12 protein-coding genes are annotated in these 16,667 nt (G+C 68.0%); 6 read left to right on the top strand and 6 right to left on the bottom strand.

The annotated features are described in order from the left end of the window. Window positions 1-254 precede the first annotated feature (254 nt). The 4 genes from IT306_08890 to IT306_08875 all read right to left on the bottom strand — a co-directional run bounded on the left by IT306_08890 (window position 255) and on the right by IT306_08875 (window position 5,069). The gene (locus IT306_08890; GenBank protein ID MCC7368526.1) at window positions 255-1,109 is read right to left on the bottom strand and encodes an NAD(P)-dependent oxidoreductase; all 855 of its coding nucleotides are present in this window, start codon (window positions 1,107-1,109) and stop codon (window positions 255-257) included. Window positions 1,110-1,181: 72 nt separating this feature from the next. Then, a complete protein-coding gene (locus tag IT306_08885; GenBank protein ID MCC7368525.1) occupies window positions 1,182-2,045 on the bottom strand; it encodes a pentapeptide repeat-containing protein in 864 nt (287 codons plus the stop codon). Between the two features lie 180 nt (window positions 2,046-2,225). Further along, window positions 2,226-3,275 carry a ParB/RepB/Spo0J family partition protein gene (locus IT306_08880; GenBank protein ID MCC7368524.1) on the bottom strand — a complete coding sequence of 350 codons (1,050 nt, stop codon included), beginning with the start codon at window positions 3,273-3,275 and terminating at the stop codon, window positions 2,226-2,228. Between the two features lie 183 nt (window positions 3,276-3,458). Continuing rightward, the gene (locus IT306_08875; GenBank protein MCC7368523.1) at window positions 3,459-5,069 is read right to left on the bottom strand and encodes a hypothetical protein; all 1,611 of its coding nucleotides are present in this window, start codon (window positions 5,067-5,069) and stop codon (window positions 3,459-3,461) included. 277 nt (window positions 5,070-5,346) lie between these two features. Here IT306_08875 and IT306_08870 point away from each other — a divergent pair, with 277 nt between their 5' ends. Beyond that, on the top strand, window positions 5,347-6,327 hold the full coding sequence (locus tag IT306_08870) for a D-2-hydroxyacid dehydrogenase (protein MCC7368522.1): 981 nt from the start codon (window positions 5,347-5,349) through the stop codon (window positions 6,325-6,327). Between the two features lie 502 nt (window positions 6,328-6,829). Continuing rightward, window positions 6,830-8,185, top strand: coding sequence for a ribosome biogenesis GTPase Der (der, locus tag IT306_08865; GenBank protein ID MCC7368521.1), 1,356 nt, complete (start codon window positions 6,830-6,832; stop codon window positions 8,183-8,185). 75 nt (window positions 8,186-8,260) lie between these two features. Here der and IT306_08860 read toward each other — a convergent pair whose 3' ends face one another. After that, window positions 8,261-8,683 (bottom strand): hypothetical protein, encoded by a 423-nt coding sequence (locus tag IT306_08860; GenBank protein MCC7368520.1) that lies wholly within the window; start codon window positions 8,681-8,683, stop codon window positions 8,261-8,263. Between the two features lie 212 nt (window positions 8,684-8,895). Between IT306_08860 and IT306_08855 the strand changes: the two genes are divergently transcribed. The 4 genes from IT306_08855 to solA all read left to right on the top strand — a co-directional run bounded on the left by IT306_08855 (window position 8,896) and on the right by solA (window position 15,783). Next, window positions 8,896-12,144 (top strand): efflux RND transporter permease subunit, encoded by a 3,249-nt coding sequence (locus IT306_08855; protein MCC7368519.1) that lies wholly within the window; start codon window positions 8,896-8,898, stop codon window positions 12,142-12,144. A gap of 161 nt (window positions 12,145-12,305) precedes the next feature. Further along, window positions 12,306-13,712: a C69 family dipeptidase gene (locus tag IT306_08850; protein ID MCC7368518.1), complete on the top strand. Its 1,407-nt coding sequence runs from the start codon at window positions 12,306-12,308 to the stop codon at window positions 13,710-13,712. Window positions 13,713-13,813: 101 nt separating this feature from the next. Next, window positions 13,814-14,638 (top strand): sugar phosphate isomerase/epimerase, encoded by an 825-nt coding sequence (locus IT306_08845; protein ID MCC7368517.1) that lies wholly within the window; start codon window positions 13,814-13,816, stop codon window positions 14,636-14,638. An 11-nt stretch (window positions 14,639-14,649) separates the two neighbouring features. Next, window positions 14,650-15,783, top strand: coding sequence for an N-methyl-L-tryptophan oxidase (solA, locus tag IT306_08840; protein MCC7368516.1), 1,134 nt, complete (start codon window positions 14,650-14,652; stop codon window positions 15,781-15,783). 389 nt (window positions 15,784-16,172) lie between these two features. Here the strand turns inward: solA and IT306_08835 are convergent, their stop codons facing one another. Continuing rightward, window positions 16,173-16,661: a DUF4240 domain-containing protein gene (locus tag IT306_08835; protein ID MCC7368515.1), complete on the bottom strand. Its 489-nt coding sequence runs from the start codon at window positions 16,659-16,661 to the stop codon at window positions 16,173-16,175. Window positions 16,662-16,667: the final 6 nt, after the last annotated feature.

Below are 16,667 nucleotides of genomic sequence, written 5' to 3'. Positions count from 1 at the left end.
GCGTCAGCGGGTGACCGTCAACGTTCGCATCACTTGCAGGCCGTCGTCTTACGCCTCACCCGCCGACCGCCAACTTCCGCGTCAGCGGGTGAGGTCCTTCGCTGCGCTCAGGATGACAGAGTGTGTTGCGTGATTACTACGTCGTAGCGGCGCACGTCAGCCAGTACGCATCCGCTGCCCACGATCCACGCCCCACGATCCGTGCCCCACCACCCACGCCCCATGCCCTACCACCCACGATCCATACCCCCCGCCTACACGTACTCCTGCCAGGAGTGCTCTGGCCGGTAGCCGAGCAGCCGCTTCGCCTTCGTGGATACCACGGCCGGCGAGGTGCCCGTCAGCCCCTTTGCCATCTCCTCCGTGCCCGGGAAGTAGCGCGGCAGCAGGTCGGCCAGCGGCTGCCGGGCCAGGGCGTCGTCCGCCGTGATGAAGAACGTCTCGTTTTCGAGCGTCGTGTCCTCGACGGCCAGCCGGAACCCCTGGGCGAGGTCTCGCACGTCGCAGTAGACCCACATCACCCGCGACGCGAGGTCCGGATTGTCCACCCGCGCCCGCACCGTCTCCCGCTCCTTCTCAGGCTCGCCGTACTGCATGAGCGGCGGCCGAATGCCGATGGTCGGGAGGCCCGTCCTGCGAGTCATCGCCGCCAGAATCTCCTCGTCCAGCAGCTTCGTCAGGCTGTAGGCGTCCTGCGCCAGTCGCGGGTGCTCCTCGTCAATCGGCAGGTAGGTCGGGTTGAACGGCCGCTCGGCCATCGTGATGCCGAGCGCGTTGATGCTGCTGGCGGCCACCAGCTTCTTCATCCCCAGTCGACCGGCTGCCTCGGCAACATGGTAGGTGCTGATGACGTTGGTGCGGAACACCGTCGGATACGGGTGCACCTGATTCGACGGGATGGCGGCGAGGTGGATGACGGCATCGTGCCCGCGCAGCACGTCGTAGACCGCGCCGAGATCCTCACACTCGCCGAGCTTGTACCGCACGCCAGCCGGCTGCTCGCTGGGCGGGACGCGGTCAAAAATCGTGATCTCGTGGTCCCGCGCGAGCAGCTCCCGCACGACCCATCGCCCGATACGTCCCGAGCCGCCGGTAATGACGATCCGCATGCCTGTCCCCCTTCACGCTGTGCGGCCAAGTGTGGCGCGGCGGTCCTGGGCTTCGCCAGCCTCGACGGCCGGTCAGCGGCGAACTGGCGCCGGCGTGCTGGAGATGCGGCTCGTGGCCAGCGGCTGATCGCCCGCGAGGATCGTACCGTTGAGCGTCGCGGACGTCAGATCGGCCCCGGCCAGGATCGCGCCCGTCAGGTCAGCATCGTCGAGCGTCGCCCCCGTCAACCGCGCGCCGACCAGCGAGGCATCGCGCAAGTCCGCGCCGCGCAACCGTGCTCGGCTCAGGTCCGCCCCCTGGAGATCGGCTCCACGCAAGCGTGCACCGCTCAGATCGGCTGCCGCCAGCGATGCGCCCCGCAGGATCGTGCCGCTCAAGTCCGCTCCGACGAGGTCGGCCTCGGCCAGGTTGACCTCGCGCAGACGGGCCTGCGTCAGCGAAGCGCCTGCCAGCGACGCCCCGCGCAGGCGCGCCTGGCTGAGGTTGACGCCGGTCAGGCTTGCGCTCTCCAGATCCGCGCCCCAGAGCGCCGTCCGCCGCAGATCCAGGCCATCCACGGATGACCGCCCGAGGATCGTCAGGACAGACTGCACTTCCGTCGTCGGCTGCAGTCCGGTGTTGCCGGCGCGTGCGTACTCCCGCACGAACGCCGCCAGCAGCTCCATGGAGGGCGTCCGGTACAGCTCCGACTCGCGGGCCACCTGCTCGATGGCGTAGGTGGCGGCGAGCCGCCGCTCGATGGTCGCCGGTCCGTCGCCGCCGCCCTGCGCCAGCAGCTCGATGGCCTGCGTCCAACGCTCGGCGACCGGACCACTGCGCTCGACGGACTTGACCACGTCGGCGACGGATCGCTGGATCCGGAGGTTCAGCAGCAGCACGCCCATGGCCGCTGCGACGATCAGCAGGTTGAGCCACAGGCCGGCGTCAAGCGCCATGCCGGCGCCTCCGCTCAGGCAGGCCGAGCGCGGAAACAGACCGGGACGGTTCAGCAAGGCTCGCTTCTGTCACGCAGCCAGTGTACTGACGCTCCGACAGACGGACAGAAGCGAGGGCGTTACGCGTCCATCACAGGTTGCCCGGGGGCCGGCGGCGCCGGCCGAAACCCGAAACCCAGCCTACTCGCCCCAGCCCCGCTTCTTCAGAAACCCGGACAGCTCCTTGGACACGTAGGCCAGTTGGCGCGAGGCGAGCCGCAGCTGGATCGGCGCGTCGGCCTCTTCGTCGGCCGCCCGCCCGAGGTCTCCGTCCTGAATGCAGCGTGCCAGCCGGTCGATCTCGTCCATGAACGCCGAGACGGTCTTGATCTTGAACACGCGGTGGCCGTCCGCCGTGCGCGGTCCAACCGGCGCGCGCGGGCCGTCGTCATCCGGGATCGAGTCCGCCGATCCGACCCACAGGTCGGAGTCATCCTCCGACTCGTCCTTCGCCCTGGGGGCGCGCGCTACGCGTGCCGGGGCCGCCTCCGCCGAGCGGACAGGGCGGATCGGCTCCGGCAGCTGGTCGCGCTCGCCCAGTTCGATTGCCTCGGCCGGACTGATGCCCGGCTGCGCCGCCGACGCCCGGCAGGCCCGACTCAACGCCGCCGCCGACAGGCCCTTCTCGACCGCCAGCTCGGCCAGCTCGGTCTGATTGACCGGATCGGCCACTGCGCTCAGGTGCTGGGCCTGGGTGACGGTCAGGCTGCCGTCGGTGATCAGGTCGCGGACGGCCGGCGCAAGGTCACGCAGCCCCAGGTACCGGCGCACCGTGGACGGCGAAAACCCGACGACCTGGGCAATGGCCTCGTCCAGGCCGCGGTCGCTGGCATCCGGATTGTGCTTTGCCAGGTTGCGCTTCAGCCGCGCGAAGCCCTCGGCCTTGTCCATGTCGTTCAGATCGCGCCGCTGGAGGTTCTCCAGCATCTGGTGGATCAGCCGATCCTCAGGTGAGGCGTCCACCACCACACACGGCACTTCCGGCAGGCCCACCTTGATGGCTGCCGCGCGCCGCCGGTTGCCGTACACCACCCGGAAGCCGCCGTTCTCTCGAGCTACGCCCAGAGGCTGCAGGACGCCATGCTGACGGATACTGTCGGCCAGACCGTCCAGATCGTCCGCGGCGTCACGACGCACGTTGTCGGGATCCGGCTGAATGGCGCGCGGATCGACCAGCACTAGCGACATCATGTCGCCCCTCTCATGCGAAAGTGAACACGTGTTCGAGCACGCTGGGGCGATGATAAAGGCGGCTGGCCCCCGTGGGAGCCAGCCGCCGCTCACGATGCCGTCTCATCCGCGCCGTCAGCCGTCAGCCGTCAGCCGGGAAGCCTCGGCTCTGACCGCTGACACCTGACCACTGAGAGCTGACGACTAGTCCAGGAGCGCCTCCTCGACCTCGCCGTCGCCCTGTGCGCTCTGCGTCGCGGTGATGCCCAGCGCCTCGGCGAAACGGCGGTACGCCTCCAGCGGCTCCCCGTACTTGCGGTGCCCGGCCGCGTGCGCCGCCGCCCCCATCAGCAGCCGGCCACGCGCGGCGTGGCTGTTCCGCCCGAAGTCTTCGAGCTGTACGAGGCTGATCTCCTGGTTGTGCGGGTCGTTCCCAAGCTTGCTGCACCCGAGCGCCAGCACCGAGACCAGCGGCTGCGTGTCGTGGCCGGCCTTGAGATACGCCTGCGTCAGCCCAACCGCCTCGTCCGGCTTCAGCGCGACGATGGCCTGGTCCACCTTTTCGAGCAGCTGCCCCTGCGACCAGCCGCTCGCGCCACGCGGGGCCGTGAACGCCTTCGGGCCGTTGCCGGGCCACGCATACTGGCCCTGGTACACCTCGTTGACGAACGAGCCGGCGATAAACAGCAGTTTCGCCATGTGCGGGTGGTCGAAGTTGTCGTAGAACCAGCGGACCGTGTTGACGTACTCGTAGGCGTGCATCGGCATGTTGTAGGCCGCCGGCGAGCCGCATTCGAGGATCGTCTCGGTGGCCGCGAGCTGGATCGCGTCGATGATGCTCTTGAGCGACTTGCCGGCCTTCAGCAGCCCGCCGATGTGCTTGACGACGGAGACCTCGTTGCCCTTCGTCACGGCCTCGACGGTCTGCTTGACCTCGGCGCGGGAGAGCGGCTTCTGGTTGGTGTGCCGCATCTCGACGTCCTGACCCTGCAGCACCACCCGAGTGTAGGTACAGGCCATCTCGTACATCGAGTACCAGTGCGGCCCGACGCCGAGATCCATCACGCCGGCGTAGATCACGTCATGGGCGTTTTCCCAGCCCACCGTCTCGGCCAGCTCGATGGTGGCGCGGGCGCGGTACGAGCGATGCCCGGTCGTGAACGACAGGCGGAAAACCGTCCGATCCTGCACGTCGATCAGGCCGGCGAACATCAGTTGCGCCAGCACCTGCTGGCGGTCCGCCGGGTTCTGCATCAGTCCGAGGAACGTCCCGTACGCTTCCTCAACCTGACAGCGCATCACCAGCGTCAGCCAGTGATCGAGCCGCTCCTGAAGGGTTGCATCGGAGCGCAGCGCCGGGCCATCGGCCCAGTGGGCGACGGGCGGCGTCGGCGCGCCCTGGAACTCCATGTTGTAGACGCGGTTGTAGTGGCCGGGCGCCTTGCCGAGCAGTTGATTCCACGGATCCAGCCCCGTCGGGATGTACCAGATGGTCTGGGCCATCGGCAGGAAGGCGGTCTCGTCCGGCACCAGCTTCTTGAGCTGCAGGGCCGCCCGCATGCTGAGCAGGCAGTGATCGTTGTTCACGAATCGGACGTCGCCGCTGTCGTGCCGCTGGTGAAACGGCACATGCGTGTACGGCGCGTGGATCCGAACCGTCTCGCGAACGAGCTCGTCGACAGGCCGGCCGGCCTTCACCAGCTCGTAGAAGACCTGACTCGCGCCGATCTGGTCGCGGGCAAGGACGCGCTCTTCGAGCCGCGCGTACACGCCGTCCCGCTCCTGCTGCGCGGGCGCGGACATCGTCACCGCCATGGTGCGTCACCTCCGGTGAATGGGAAAGGCGGACTGCCGGGAAACCGGTCGAATCGGCCGCCGCACCATCGCGTGCGGCCATCGCGTCCTGCCATTATGCCCGAACACCCTAAAGCGTTTCAGATCGGCGGCAGCAGGTGGCATCAACCGCGCACAACGCGACTGGCTGCTATCCTGTCGGGCGGCCCAACCCGCGGCAATTCGCCGTGCGGCGGGGAGGGCCACCGCAACCCGACCGCCCGCACCTGGCTGCGCCAGGACAGCCACGCACAGGAGGATGCCCGTGCCGACTCCATTCAAGATGACGTTCCTGCCGCCCCAGCGCGAGAAGACGCGCGAGTGGGCCGAGGCGATTGCGAAGGCCGTGCCCGAGGCGACGGTCGTAGTCGCGGAGACGGACGAGGAGGCGCTGAAGGAGATCCCCGACACCGACGCCGTGTTCGGGACGCTCAACCAGGAGCTGCTTGCAAAGGCCGGGCGCCTGAAGTGGATCGCAGCCCCAGCCATCGCGCCGCCAGCCGGCTACTACTTCCAGCGGCTGGTCGAGCACCCGAGCATCGCCACCAACTTTCGAGGCATCTTCAACGAGCATATCGCCGCACACATCCTGGCGTTCGTACTGGCGTTTGCGCGGGGGTTCCACTACTACTTCCCGCGCCAGCTACGGCATGAGTACAAGCCCGAGCGGCTCGACACCGGCACGGTCTATCTGCCCGAGTCCACGGCGCTGATCATGGGCGTCGGCGGGATCGGCGCCGAAGCCGCGAAGTACCTTTCGCAGCTCGGCGTGACGGTAATCGGCATCGATGGCCGCGTGGAGCAGGCCCCGCAGGGCATCTCCGAGCTGCACCGCCCGGAGGCCCTCGACGCGCAGCTTGGCCGCGCCGACTTCGTCATCCTGACCATCCCTCACACGCCCGAGACGGAAGGTCTGTTCAACGCCGAGCGCTTCGCCAGGATGAAGCCGTCGGCGTTCTTCATCAATATCGGGCGCGGCATGACCACGAAGCTGGATGACCTCAACGCCGCGTTGCGGAACGGGACCATCGCCGGCGCAGCGCTCGACGTGTACGAGATCGAGCCGCTGCCGGCCGATCACCCGCTCTGGGACGCCCCGAACGTGATGCTGACGCCGCACACGGCGGGCTTCGGGCCGTACCTGGACGACCGCCGCCGCGACCTGCTGGTGGCGAATGCGAAGCGGTTCGCAGCGGGCGAGCCGCTGGTCAACCAGGTCAACAAGGCGCTCTGGTTCTAGCGGCCAGGGGCGTGGGTCCTGGGTCGTGGGTCGTGGGTCGTGGGTCGTGGTGAAAGCGTGCAAGTCGCAGTTGTCATCCTGAGCGCAGCGAAGGACCTCACCCGCTGACCGTCAACATCTGCATTACCTACCGACCACCCTCTTGCGCCCAACCCGCTGACCGTCACCTCTAGCGTCAACGGGTGAGGTTCTGGTTCTTACCCGACGAGTGGAAGGCCGCCACCGTCAAGCCCGCGTCAGCGGGTGAGGTCCTTCGCTGCGCTCAGGATGACAACTGCGACTTGCACGCTTTCACCACGACCCACGACCCACGCCCCACGCCCCACGCCCTACGACCCAGGACCCACGCCCCAGGACCCACGCCCCACGACCCAGCCCCGAAACTCAGCCCCAGAACCCGACGCCCGCGAAGATTCGACCGTTGCCCCTGCTGTCCCGCATCATTCCCCCAACGAGTATGTGCAGGTAGCGAGCTTGCGGGCTCGGCAGATGGAGCACCAACATGGCCCGGCCCGTCGTGGCAATTGTCGGCCGACCAAACGTCGGCAAGTCGACCCTCTTCAACCGCCTGATCGGCGAGCAACGCGCCGTCATGCACGACGTGCCCGGCACGACGCGCGACCGTCTCTACGGCACCACCGACTGGAACGGTCACGAGATGACCGTGGTCGATACCGGCGGCATCGGCGTCGAGACCGACATCCTGCGCGGCCCTGGTGATCCCGCCCGCTGGGGCACGCTGCCGCTCTCGCACATTCTGGATCAGGCCCAGGAGGCGATGGAGGAGGCCGACGTCATCGTCTTCCTGGTGGACGCGCTGAACGGCCTCTCCAGCGCCGACATGGACGTGGCGCAGCTGCTGCGCCGCTCCGAGAAGCCCATCGTGCTCGGCGCGAACAAGGCTGAGGGCAAGCGCGGCCTGCAGGGCGCGGTGGAGCTGTACGAGCTGGGCCTCGGCGAGCCGATCCCCTTCTCGGCGATTCACGGAACCGGCACCGGCGATCTGCTGGACGCCGTGGTTGAGAACCTGCGCGAGTCGCCCCCGGTCGAGGACGAGGAGCCGGACCTTTCCATCGCCATCGTCGGGCGGCCGAACGTCGGGAAGTCGTCGCTGTTGAATCGGCTGCTCGGGAAGGACCGGGCCATCGTCAGCCCGATCCCTGGGACCACCCGCGACGCCCTCGACACCGAGCTGCGGTGGCACGGCAAGCGGGTCCGCCTGATCGACACGGCCGGCATCCGGCGGCGCGGGCGCATCGAACAGGGCGTGGAGAAGTTCAGCGTGCTGCGGGCGGTCCGCGCCATCGAGCGCGCCGAGATCGCGATCCTCGTCATCGACGCGGTCGATGGCGTGACGGCGCAGGACACCCACGTCGCCGGGTACGTGCAGGAGGCCAAGAAGGGCCTCGTCATCGCCGTCAACAAGTGGGACTTGCTGGAGAAGGACAACTTCACGGCGAACGAGTACACCACGATGATTCGGCGCGATCTGAACTTCGTGGACTGGGCGCCGTTGGTGTTCATCTCGGCCATGACCGGCCAGCGCGCCCCGCGCGTGCTGGAGCTGGCCGACGCGGTCCAGGCCGAGCGCGACAAGCGGGTCACCACCCCCAAGCTGATCGAGATGGTCCGCGAGGCCGTCGTGCGCCACCCGCGCTCTGAGGGCGGGCGGCAGCTAAAGATCTTCTATGCGACCCAGGCCGACGTGCGCCCGCCGACGTTCGTCTTCTTCGTCAACGATCCGAAGCTGATGCACTTCACGTATCAGCGCTACCTCGAAAACCAGATCCGGCAGGCATTCGGCTTCGAGGGCACGGCGATCCGGATGATCTTCCGGGGGCGCGACGAGAAGAACTGACCGTCAGACGCGGGACCGGCGAACGGTGGCCCGGCGCTCAGGCGGGCAGTGGCCCGGCGCTCGGGCGAACAGCGGTCAGGCGAACAGTGGCCCGGCCAGGTACCAGACGCCGTCGCGCTCGACCACTGGGGCCGTTGAGGTGCTGCTCCATCGGTCGCCGGCGATCGTCGTGACGTCGGCGGTCACGGTGACCCAGGCGGCCGGAAGGACTCGGCCGGTCAGGCGGTCCCACACTGACGGGCGGCCGAGCACCAGCGCGCCGATGGCGTAGCGGTTGCGCTGCTGCAGCGTGACGCGCTCGCGCAGCGCCTCACGCGCGGCCGGGTCGATCAGGCCCAGCGCGCCGTCGACGTCGCCGCGCTCGACGGCAGCGAGGTAGGCCCGGGCCGGCCCTTCCGGCCCGCGCTGGCGCGCCTCCAGCACCGGCCCGGCCAGTGCCACGATCCCGGCAATCACGAGCAGCGCCAGACCAGCCCACGCTGAGATCCGCTCTTGCATGTCCCGTATATCGTGCGGGCGTGCACAGGATGGCGTCAAACTCCCAGGAATCGCCTCCGATTTGTAAAAAGTTTGTCAAAGGGCTTGCCTTGACTGGGAAGGCGCGGCAGAATGTCCGCGCAGGCGCCATTGGCACACGATGGCCCGGTTGAGGCCACCGTCGCAAGGTTGTGTCCGCGTCGTGTGCCGACGCCGGATCGCTGGAGCACTCGATGGGTCTTACCCGGCTCGCGATCAATCGGCCGCTCGCGATTCTGATGCTGCTCCTGGGCCTTGTGCTCATGGGCGCCGTCTCGTACACGAGGATGAAAGTTGACCGCTTCCCGGCGATCAGCTTCCCGGCTGTGTTCGTCTCGATCCAGTATGCCGGCGCTGCGCCCACCGACATCGAGGAGCTGATCGCCAAGCCCGTCGAGAACGCCGTCTCCGGCCTCCCGGGCATCGAGAGCATCACCTCGACCTCGAACGAGGGCTCCGTCAGCCTCAACATTCGGTTCGTCGAGGGCACCGAGACCAACCAGGCGGCGATGGACGTCGAACGTCGCATCTCCTCGATTCGCCGCCGGCTGCCCGAGGCGATGGATGCGCCCCAGGTCACGAAGGCCGATCAGAACGCCTTCCCGATCATGAACATCGCGGTGTCGAGCAACAGGCCGCTCAACGAGTTGTTCGACCTTGCCAACGACACCATCCTGCCGAGACTCCAGTCGGTGGACGGCGTCGCCGACGTGCAGTTGCTCGGCGGCCTGCAGCGCGAGATCCAGGTCAAGATCGATCCGAACAAGCTGCGCGCCTACGGCGTCGCCCTCTCGACGGTCCAGACGGCGCTTCAGCGTGAGAACGTCAGTACGCCCAGTGGTCGTGTCACCGAGGGCGCAGGCTCCGAGAGCGTTCGCGCGCTGGCGTCCGTCAAGACCGTCGAAGAGCTGAAGAACCTCGTCATCGTCGGGCCGGGCGCAACGGGCATTCAGACGGTCGGCACCGGCGCGAACGCCCAGGCCGCCGCCGTGACTGGCCGCGTCATCCGCGTGCAGGACATCGGCGAGGTGGTGGACACCACCCGCGAGGTCACGCGCCTCCAGCGCTTCAACGGCGCGGACGCGGTCGGCTTCTCGATCGTCAAGCAGGCCGACGCGAACAGCATCCAGGTGGCCGACAACGTCAAGAACGCGATCACGACGCTGCAGCGAGCGCTGCCTCGCGATGTGCGAATGACGATCACCAGCGACACGTCGATCTTCACCCGCCGCTCGATTGACGCCGTCATCTTCGACCTGAATCTCGCGGTGGTGTTGACGGGCATCGTCCTGCTGCTGTTCCTGCACACCTGGCGCAACACGTTCATCGTGCTGCTGGCGATCCCCACGTCGCTGATCTCGACGTTCCTGGTGATGTTCGTGATGGGCTTCAGCCTGAACATCATCACGTTGTTAGCCCTGGCCTTGACCATCGGTATCCTCGTGGACGACTCGATCGTTGTCATCGAGAACATCTCGCGCCATCTCGAGGAAGGTCAGGAACCACGCACGGCGGCCCTGCGCGGACGGAGCGAGATCGGGCTGGCGGCCATCTCGATCACCCTGGTCGACGTGATCGTGTTCCTGCCCGTCAGCTTCATGACGGGGAACATCGGCCGGCTCTTCAAGGAGTTCGGTATCACCATCGCCGCGGCGACGCTCTTCTCGCTGCTGGTCTCCTTCACGCTGACGCCGATGCTGGCCTCGCGCTGGCTCCAGCCCGGACACGAGCGCCGTGGTCCGCTGGCGCGGTTCGGAGTGTTCTGGGACCGTGGCTACGACCGCCTGGCGGCCGGGTACCGCTGGCTGCTGGCACGCGCGCTCAAGGTCCGCTGGCTGGTGGTGGCGGCCAGCTTCCTGATCCTGTTCGGCTCGTACATGATGCTCAGGACGAACATGATCGGCTCGGAGTACGCGCCGCCCGAGGATGACGGCAACTTCCAGGTCAGCATCACCATGCCCCCTGGCACGTCGTTGGCGGGCACGGACACGGTCGTTCGGCGCGTCGAGGCCGGGCTGAAGAACATCCCCGAGGTCGAGAACGTCTTCACGACGGTCGGTGGTGGCGGCGGCTTCGGCGGTGGCGGCGGCACCCGCTCGGGCAGTATCGCCGTGCAGTTGAAAGACAAGCATCACCGCGAGCGCTCCGTCTTCCAGGTGCTCACCGATGTTCGCCGTATTGGCCGATCTGTGCCTGAGGCACAGGTCTCGGCGCGCGTCCAGAGCCCGCTGGCTGGTGGCGGCGGCAGCGGTGTGAACATCCGCATCGCCGGCGAGGATCTGGGGAAGCTCAGCGAGATCGCCACCCAGATCGAGACCATCGTGCGAGAGACCGAGGGCGCCGTCGACGCCAACAACAACGCCCAGCAACGCGATCCTGAGGTCCGCGCCGTCCTCGACCGCGAGCGGCTGGCCGACCTGCGCCTCAACGCTACGCAGGTTTCAGACGCCATGCGGACGATGGTCGGCGGCATTGTGGTGACCCAGCTGCGGCCGGACGTTGGGAATCAGGTCGATATTCGCCTGATCGCCAACGACGCGACGCGCGCCAATCCTGGCCAACTTGGTCAGTTGCCGCTGGTGGTGGATGCCACTACGACCGTCCGGCTGGATCAGGTGGCCCTCATCGCGAAGGATGCTGGCCCGGCCCGTATTCAGCGGACCGACCGCCAGCGCGTGGTCGAGGTGAACGCGAGCGTCAGCGGACGCTCACTCGGCGACGTGGCGCGCGACGTCCGCGCCCAGACCGACAGGCTGCCGCTGCCCGAAGGGTATCGCGTCACGTTCGCCGGGCAGGTGCAGCAGCTTGAGACGGCGTTCCTGACGCTGATCTCGGCGCTGGCGCTGTCCGTCGTGCTGGTCTACATGCTGATGGTCGCCCTCTACGAGTCCTGGCTGACGCCGTTCGCGATCATGTTCAGCCTCCCAGTGGCACTGGTCGGTGCGTTCCTGGGCCTCTACCTGACGGGCAACACCTTCAACATCTTCTCGCTCATCGGCATGATCATGTTGATGGGGCTTGTCGGGAAGAACGCCATCCTGCTGATCGACTTCTGTGTCAACCTGCGCCGCGATGGCATGGAGCGCACCGAAGCGATCCTCGAATCGGGCTACATCCGCCTCCGCCCGATTCTGATGACGACCTCGACGGTCATCTTCGCCATGCTCCCACTGGCCATGAAGCTGGAGGAGGGCGGCGAGTCGCGCGCGCCGCTGGCGGTGGTCATCATCGGCGGCGTGATCAGCTCGACCATGCTGACGCTGGTGCTGGTGCCCTCGGTGTACACCATCCTTGACGACGCCAAGGATGCCGTGGGTGCGCTGACCGGGCGGCTGCGACGGGGCCGACCGGCAAGCGCCGAGGGGCATAGCCTTCCGGCCGTCCCGACGATGACGGCGTCGGTGGCGACCCCACCGCCGGTGCGCGGCGGCTCCGAAGACTGACCGTCTCCCCCCGAATGTTGGGACGGGCGGCTGCTGATGCAGCCGCCCGTTCTGTTGTTCTCAAGCGTGGCGGAATGGTCATCCCGATGGCCGTCCGCTATCCTCTCCCCGATGTGCGGGATGGCTCGTGCGATTGATACGAGCCATCCGGAGGCAGCAGCATGTGTGACACCGCGGTCGCCGTCGGCGCGGCGACGGCGCACGGCACGGTCGTCTTCGCGAAGAACAGCGACCGTCACCCCAACGAGTGCCAGCCACTGTTCCGCGCGCCACGCGCCCAGCACGCGGCAGGAACCACGCTGCGGTGCCAGTACATCCAGATCCCGCAGGTCACGGAAACGTGGGAGGTCGTCGGGGGCCGCCCGTGGTGGCTCTGGGGCTTTGAAACAGGCGTCAACGAGTGGGGCGTCGCCATCGGCAACGAGGCCGTCATGTCGAAGCTGCCGTTTGCCGAGACCGGCCTGCTCGGCATGGATCTGGTGCGGCTCGGCCTGGAGCGCGGCACGACGGCCTACGAGGCGATGCACGTCATCGTCGAGCTGCTCGAAGCGCACGGCCAGGGCGGCTCAGCGGAGGTCAACGGCAGGCGCTACTACCACAACGCCTTCATCATCGCGGACCCACGTGAGGCCTGGGTGCTGGAGACGGCCGGCCGCTTCTGGGCCGCCGAGCGGGTCACGGGCGCGCGGGCGATCTCCAACGTCTACAGTATCGAGACCCACTGGGACGAGGCGTCGTCTGACCTCGTCGAGTACGCGCTGGCCCAGGGCTGGTGGCGCGCGGATGTGCCGTTCAACTTCGCCAGGGCCTACGGCGATTACAGCGTCGAGATCGCGCCGCGCTGCTTCCGCTTCCAGCGAGCCACCGATCTCCTGGGGAAGCAGGGCGGGCAGGTCACGGTCCAGTCGATGATGGCGCACCTGCGCGACCACTACGACGATACGTTCATGGCCCCGCGCTGGTCGCCGCAGGAGCTGTGCTTCTCCTCGATCTGCATGCACAGCTCGGCGCAGTACAACGGCGAGACGGCCTCTGGCTTCGTGGCCGAGCTGCGCGCCGAGGACGGACCACTGCGGTCCCAGGTCTGGCATGCATTCACCTCGCCCTGCCTGAGCGCCTTTCACCCGGTCTACCTGGACGGCGTCGGCCTGCCGTCCGAGCTGGACGCCGGCGGCGGGCAGTACGACCCGGCCTCGGCGTGGTGGCGGTTCGAGCGGCTCCAGCGCATGGTGGACGGGCACCCGGCCCTCGCCCCGACGCTGCAGGCCTCGTACCGGGGGCTGGAAGCCGCGTGGCTGGCCGAAGCGCCGACCGTCGAGGCCACGGCTCGCCAGCACGCCGCCGACGACGACCTGGACGCGGCGCGGACGGTCCTGCGCCAGTTCGTGGACCGCACGCTTGAGGAGCTGGACGCGGCAGTCGCCGCCGCCGATGTCCAGCTCGAAGCCGCCGCGCGACTGGCCGAGCCGCCCATCGTGCTGCAGCCGGCCCATCGCGCGGCCATCAACCAGGCGGCCGGCCTGCACGAGCTGGTTCGCGAGACGCCGGCCGCCGTACCCGCCACCTGACCGCTGCGCGGACGCGGACGGCTGCTGTCGACGGCCCACTGTTGCTGAGCTGAACGTTACGAGACTGACATCGCTGGATCGCGATCTCGGAGGGGAGATTCGTGGATCATCGCACTCGCTTCGTCTTTTCTGGTCCTGGCTCGTGGCCGCTGGAGCAAGCCATCGACCAGGGGGCTGCGCTCGGCTTCTCCCGCGTGGACTTCAACGCCGACAACCCGGCCAACTATCCGGGCACGTTCACCCCTGAGCGGGTCCGGCAGGTGCGGGCGCTGGCGGCGCAGCATGGGATCACGCTCGGGATTCACACGCTCTCGGCGGTCAACATGGCCGAGATCACGCCGGTCATGGCCGCGGCCGCCGACGCCTACGTCCGCGAGAACGTCGAGCTGGCGGCAGCGCTCGGCGCGACGCACCTGGTCGTGCACGGCGGGTTCCACTTCTCGTCCGATGTGGATGCTCGCTTCGCCGCCGCCATCGCGCGGCTGAAGCTGGCCGTACAGCTGGCCGAGGCGCACGCTGTCGAGCTGCACTTCGAGAACCACAACGCCGAGCCTGAGCATGCCGAGATCCGCTACATCCCACACACCGTGGCCGAGATGCGCCGGATGCTCGACGGCATCGCCGCGCCGTCGCCGCGGTGGGCCTGCAACGTCGGCCATGCGATGCTGGTGCCTGACGGCTTCGAGGGCTTCCTGACGGCGTTCGGCGCAGACCGCATCGGGCACGTCCGCCTGCACGATACGAACGGCCTCTGGGAGGAGCACTTCCGGCCCGGCGAGGGCGGCGGTATCGTCGACTTCCGTCACGTCTTCACGATGCTGACGCGAGCCGGCTACCGTGGTCCCTTCAGCATCGACTTCGGGCGGCCGGAAGAGAAGGCCCACTGGCGCGACGTCTGGTCGGCCATGCTGGCCGAGATCGGGTAGGAGGGTCGAGCGTGGCGCAGCGGTACGACACCATCGTCATCGGCGTCGGCGGGATGGGCAGCGCCGCCGTCTACCAGCTTGCGAAGCGCGGCCAGCGGGTGCTCGGGCTGGAGCGTTTCGACGTCCCGCACACGATGGGCTCATCCCACGGGATCACCCGCATCATCCGGCTGGCCTACTACGAGGATCCGTCCTACGTGCCGCTGCTGCGCCGGGCCTACGAGCTGTGGCGCGAGCTGGAATCGGGCGTGGGCGAGCAGTTGCTGCACATCACCGGATCCATCGACGCCGGCCCGGCCGACAGCCAGTGCTTTGAAGGCTCGCTGACCTCCTGTCGGGAGCACCGGCTGCCGCACGAAGTGCTCAGCGGCGCCGAGATCAACCGGCGATTCCCGGCCTACCGCCTGCCGGCTGACCATCAAGCGGTGCTGCAGCCCGACGGCGGCTACCTCCTCTCCGAGCGCTGCATCGTGGCCCACGTGACGGCAGCGCAGGCGCTCGGTGCGGAGGTTCATGCCCGCGAGCGCGTCCAGGGTTGGGAGCCGCGCCCGGACGGCATTCGCGTGAGCACAGACCGTGCCGTCTACGAGTCAGACAAACTGATCGTGTCGGCGGGCGCATGGGTCGGCGAGATGGTCCCCCGCCTCAAGCCGCTGACCACGCCCGAGCGCCAGGTGTTGGCGTGGCTCCAGCCGTCTGAGCCGGCCCTCTTCGAGCCAGCACGCTTCCCCGTCTTCAATCTCCAAGTGGACGAGGGGCGCTACTACGGCTTTCCCATCGAGTCGGTGCCGGGCTTCAAGTTCGGCCGCTACCACCATCTCGCCGAGGCCGTCGATCCTGAGACGATCGACCGCGAGCCGACCCCCGAGGACGAGGCGATCCTCCGCCAGTTTGCCGAGCGCTACTTCCCCGCTGGCACCGGCCCGACGATGGCGCTGCGAGCCTGCATGTTCACCAACGCGCCCGACGAGCACTTCATCCTCGATCTGCACCCCGACGACGACCGGGTGGTGGTGGCGTCGCCGTGCTCGGGCCACGGCTTCAAGTTCTGCAGCGTCGTGGGGGAGATCACGGCGGACCTTGCAGAGACCGGTGAGACGCGCCACAACATCGAGCTGTTCCGCCTGAGCCGGTTCGCATCGTAGGGGGCCATCGGTTGTGACATGCCGGGCTACATCACCGCCCACGCGTTCCCCGTCATCCCGGGCGAAGCGACCCATTTGACAAGCTCAAGGCAGACTCATTCGACAAGCTCAGGGCAAGCCTGACAACCCCCTACCTCGTCATCCCGAGCGAAGCGACGAAGGAGCGAAGTCGAGGGATCTTCCCCGGCGAACCGTCTACACCCGTGAGGAAGATCCCTCCATTTCGCTCGTTCCGCGCTTCGGTCGGGATGACGGGCGGGTGGACCCGTTCCGCGCTTCAGCCGGAATGACGGGCGGGTGGGCTCGTTCCTCGCTTCAGTCGGGATGACGATGGGCACCGCGCGACCCGGCTACTGACGCCTGACGAGGCAGTCGGACGCGATCTGGCGTCAGGGGAAGGCTGCAGCCAGCCTCGGGAAGCGGCGAGGCAGATCGTTCTCCTCCCAGGGCTGCCCGGCCGGCTCCGCCGGGTCGCCGACGCTCGACGACGGCAGCGGCTTGCCAGTCTCCACCTCGTAGGCGTCGGCAGCCGCGTACAGCATCGACTCAGCCTCGACATCCGGCTCGGCGCGCTCGGCCAATGATTCAGGATCGGCCAGCGCCTCCTCGTACACCCGCCGCCCCTGGCTGATGAGCCAGCAGCGGAAGTACTCGAACCCGTCATCGGAACAGCCGCCGTCGATCAGGAAGGCCGCGCCCCAGAGATCCCAGCGGTACGCCTGCACCAACAGCTCGCGGAAGCGGCGGTCGAACTGAACGATCTCCCCCGCCGGCAGAGCAGACAGGAGATCGGTCAACTCGGCAGCCTGCTCGTTGGGATCGCCGCCGGCGTTCTCCCGCGACTCCTCGATCAGCTGCCAGAATGCCGCATCGTCCATCAGAGG

This window comes from Chloroflexota bacterium (assembly GCA_020850535.1).
Lineage (GTDB): Bacteria > Chloroflexota > UBA6077 > UBA6077 > JACCZL01 > JADZEM01.
The sequence above is the reverse complement of the archived record's forward strand: the minus strand, read 5'-3'. Positions and strand labels throughout refer to the sequence as shown.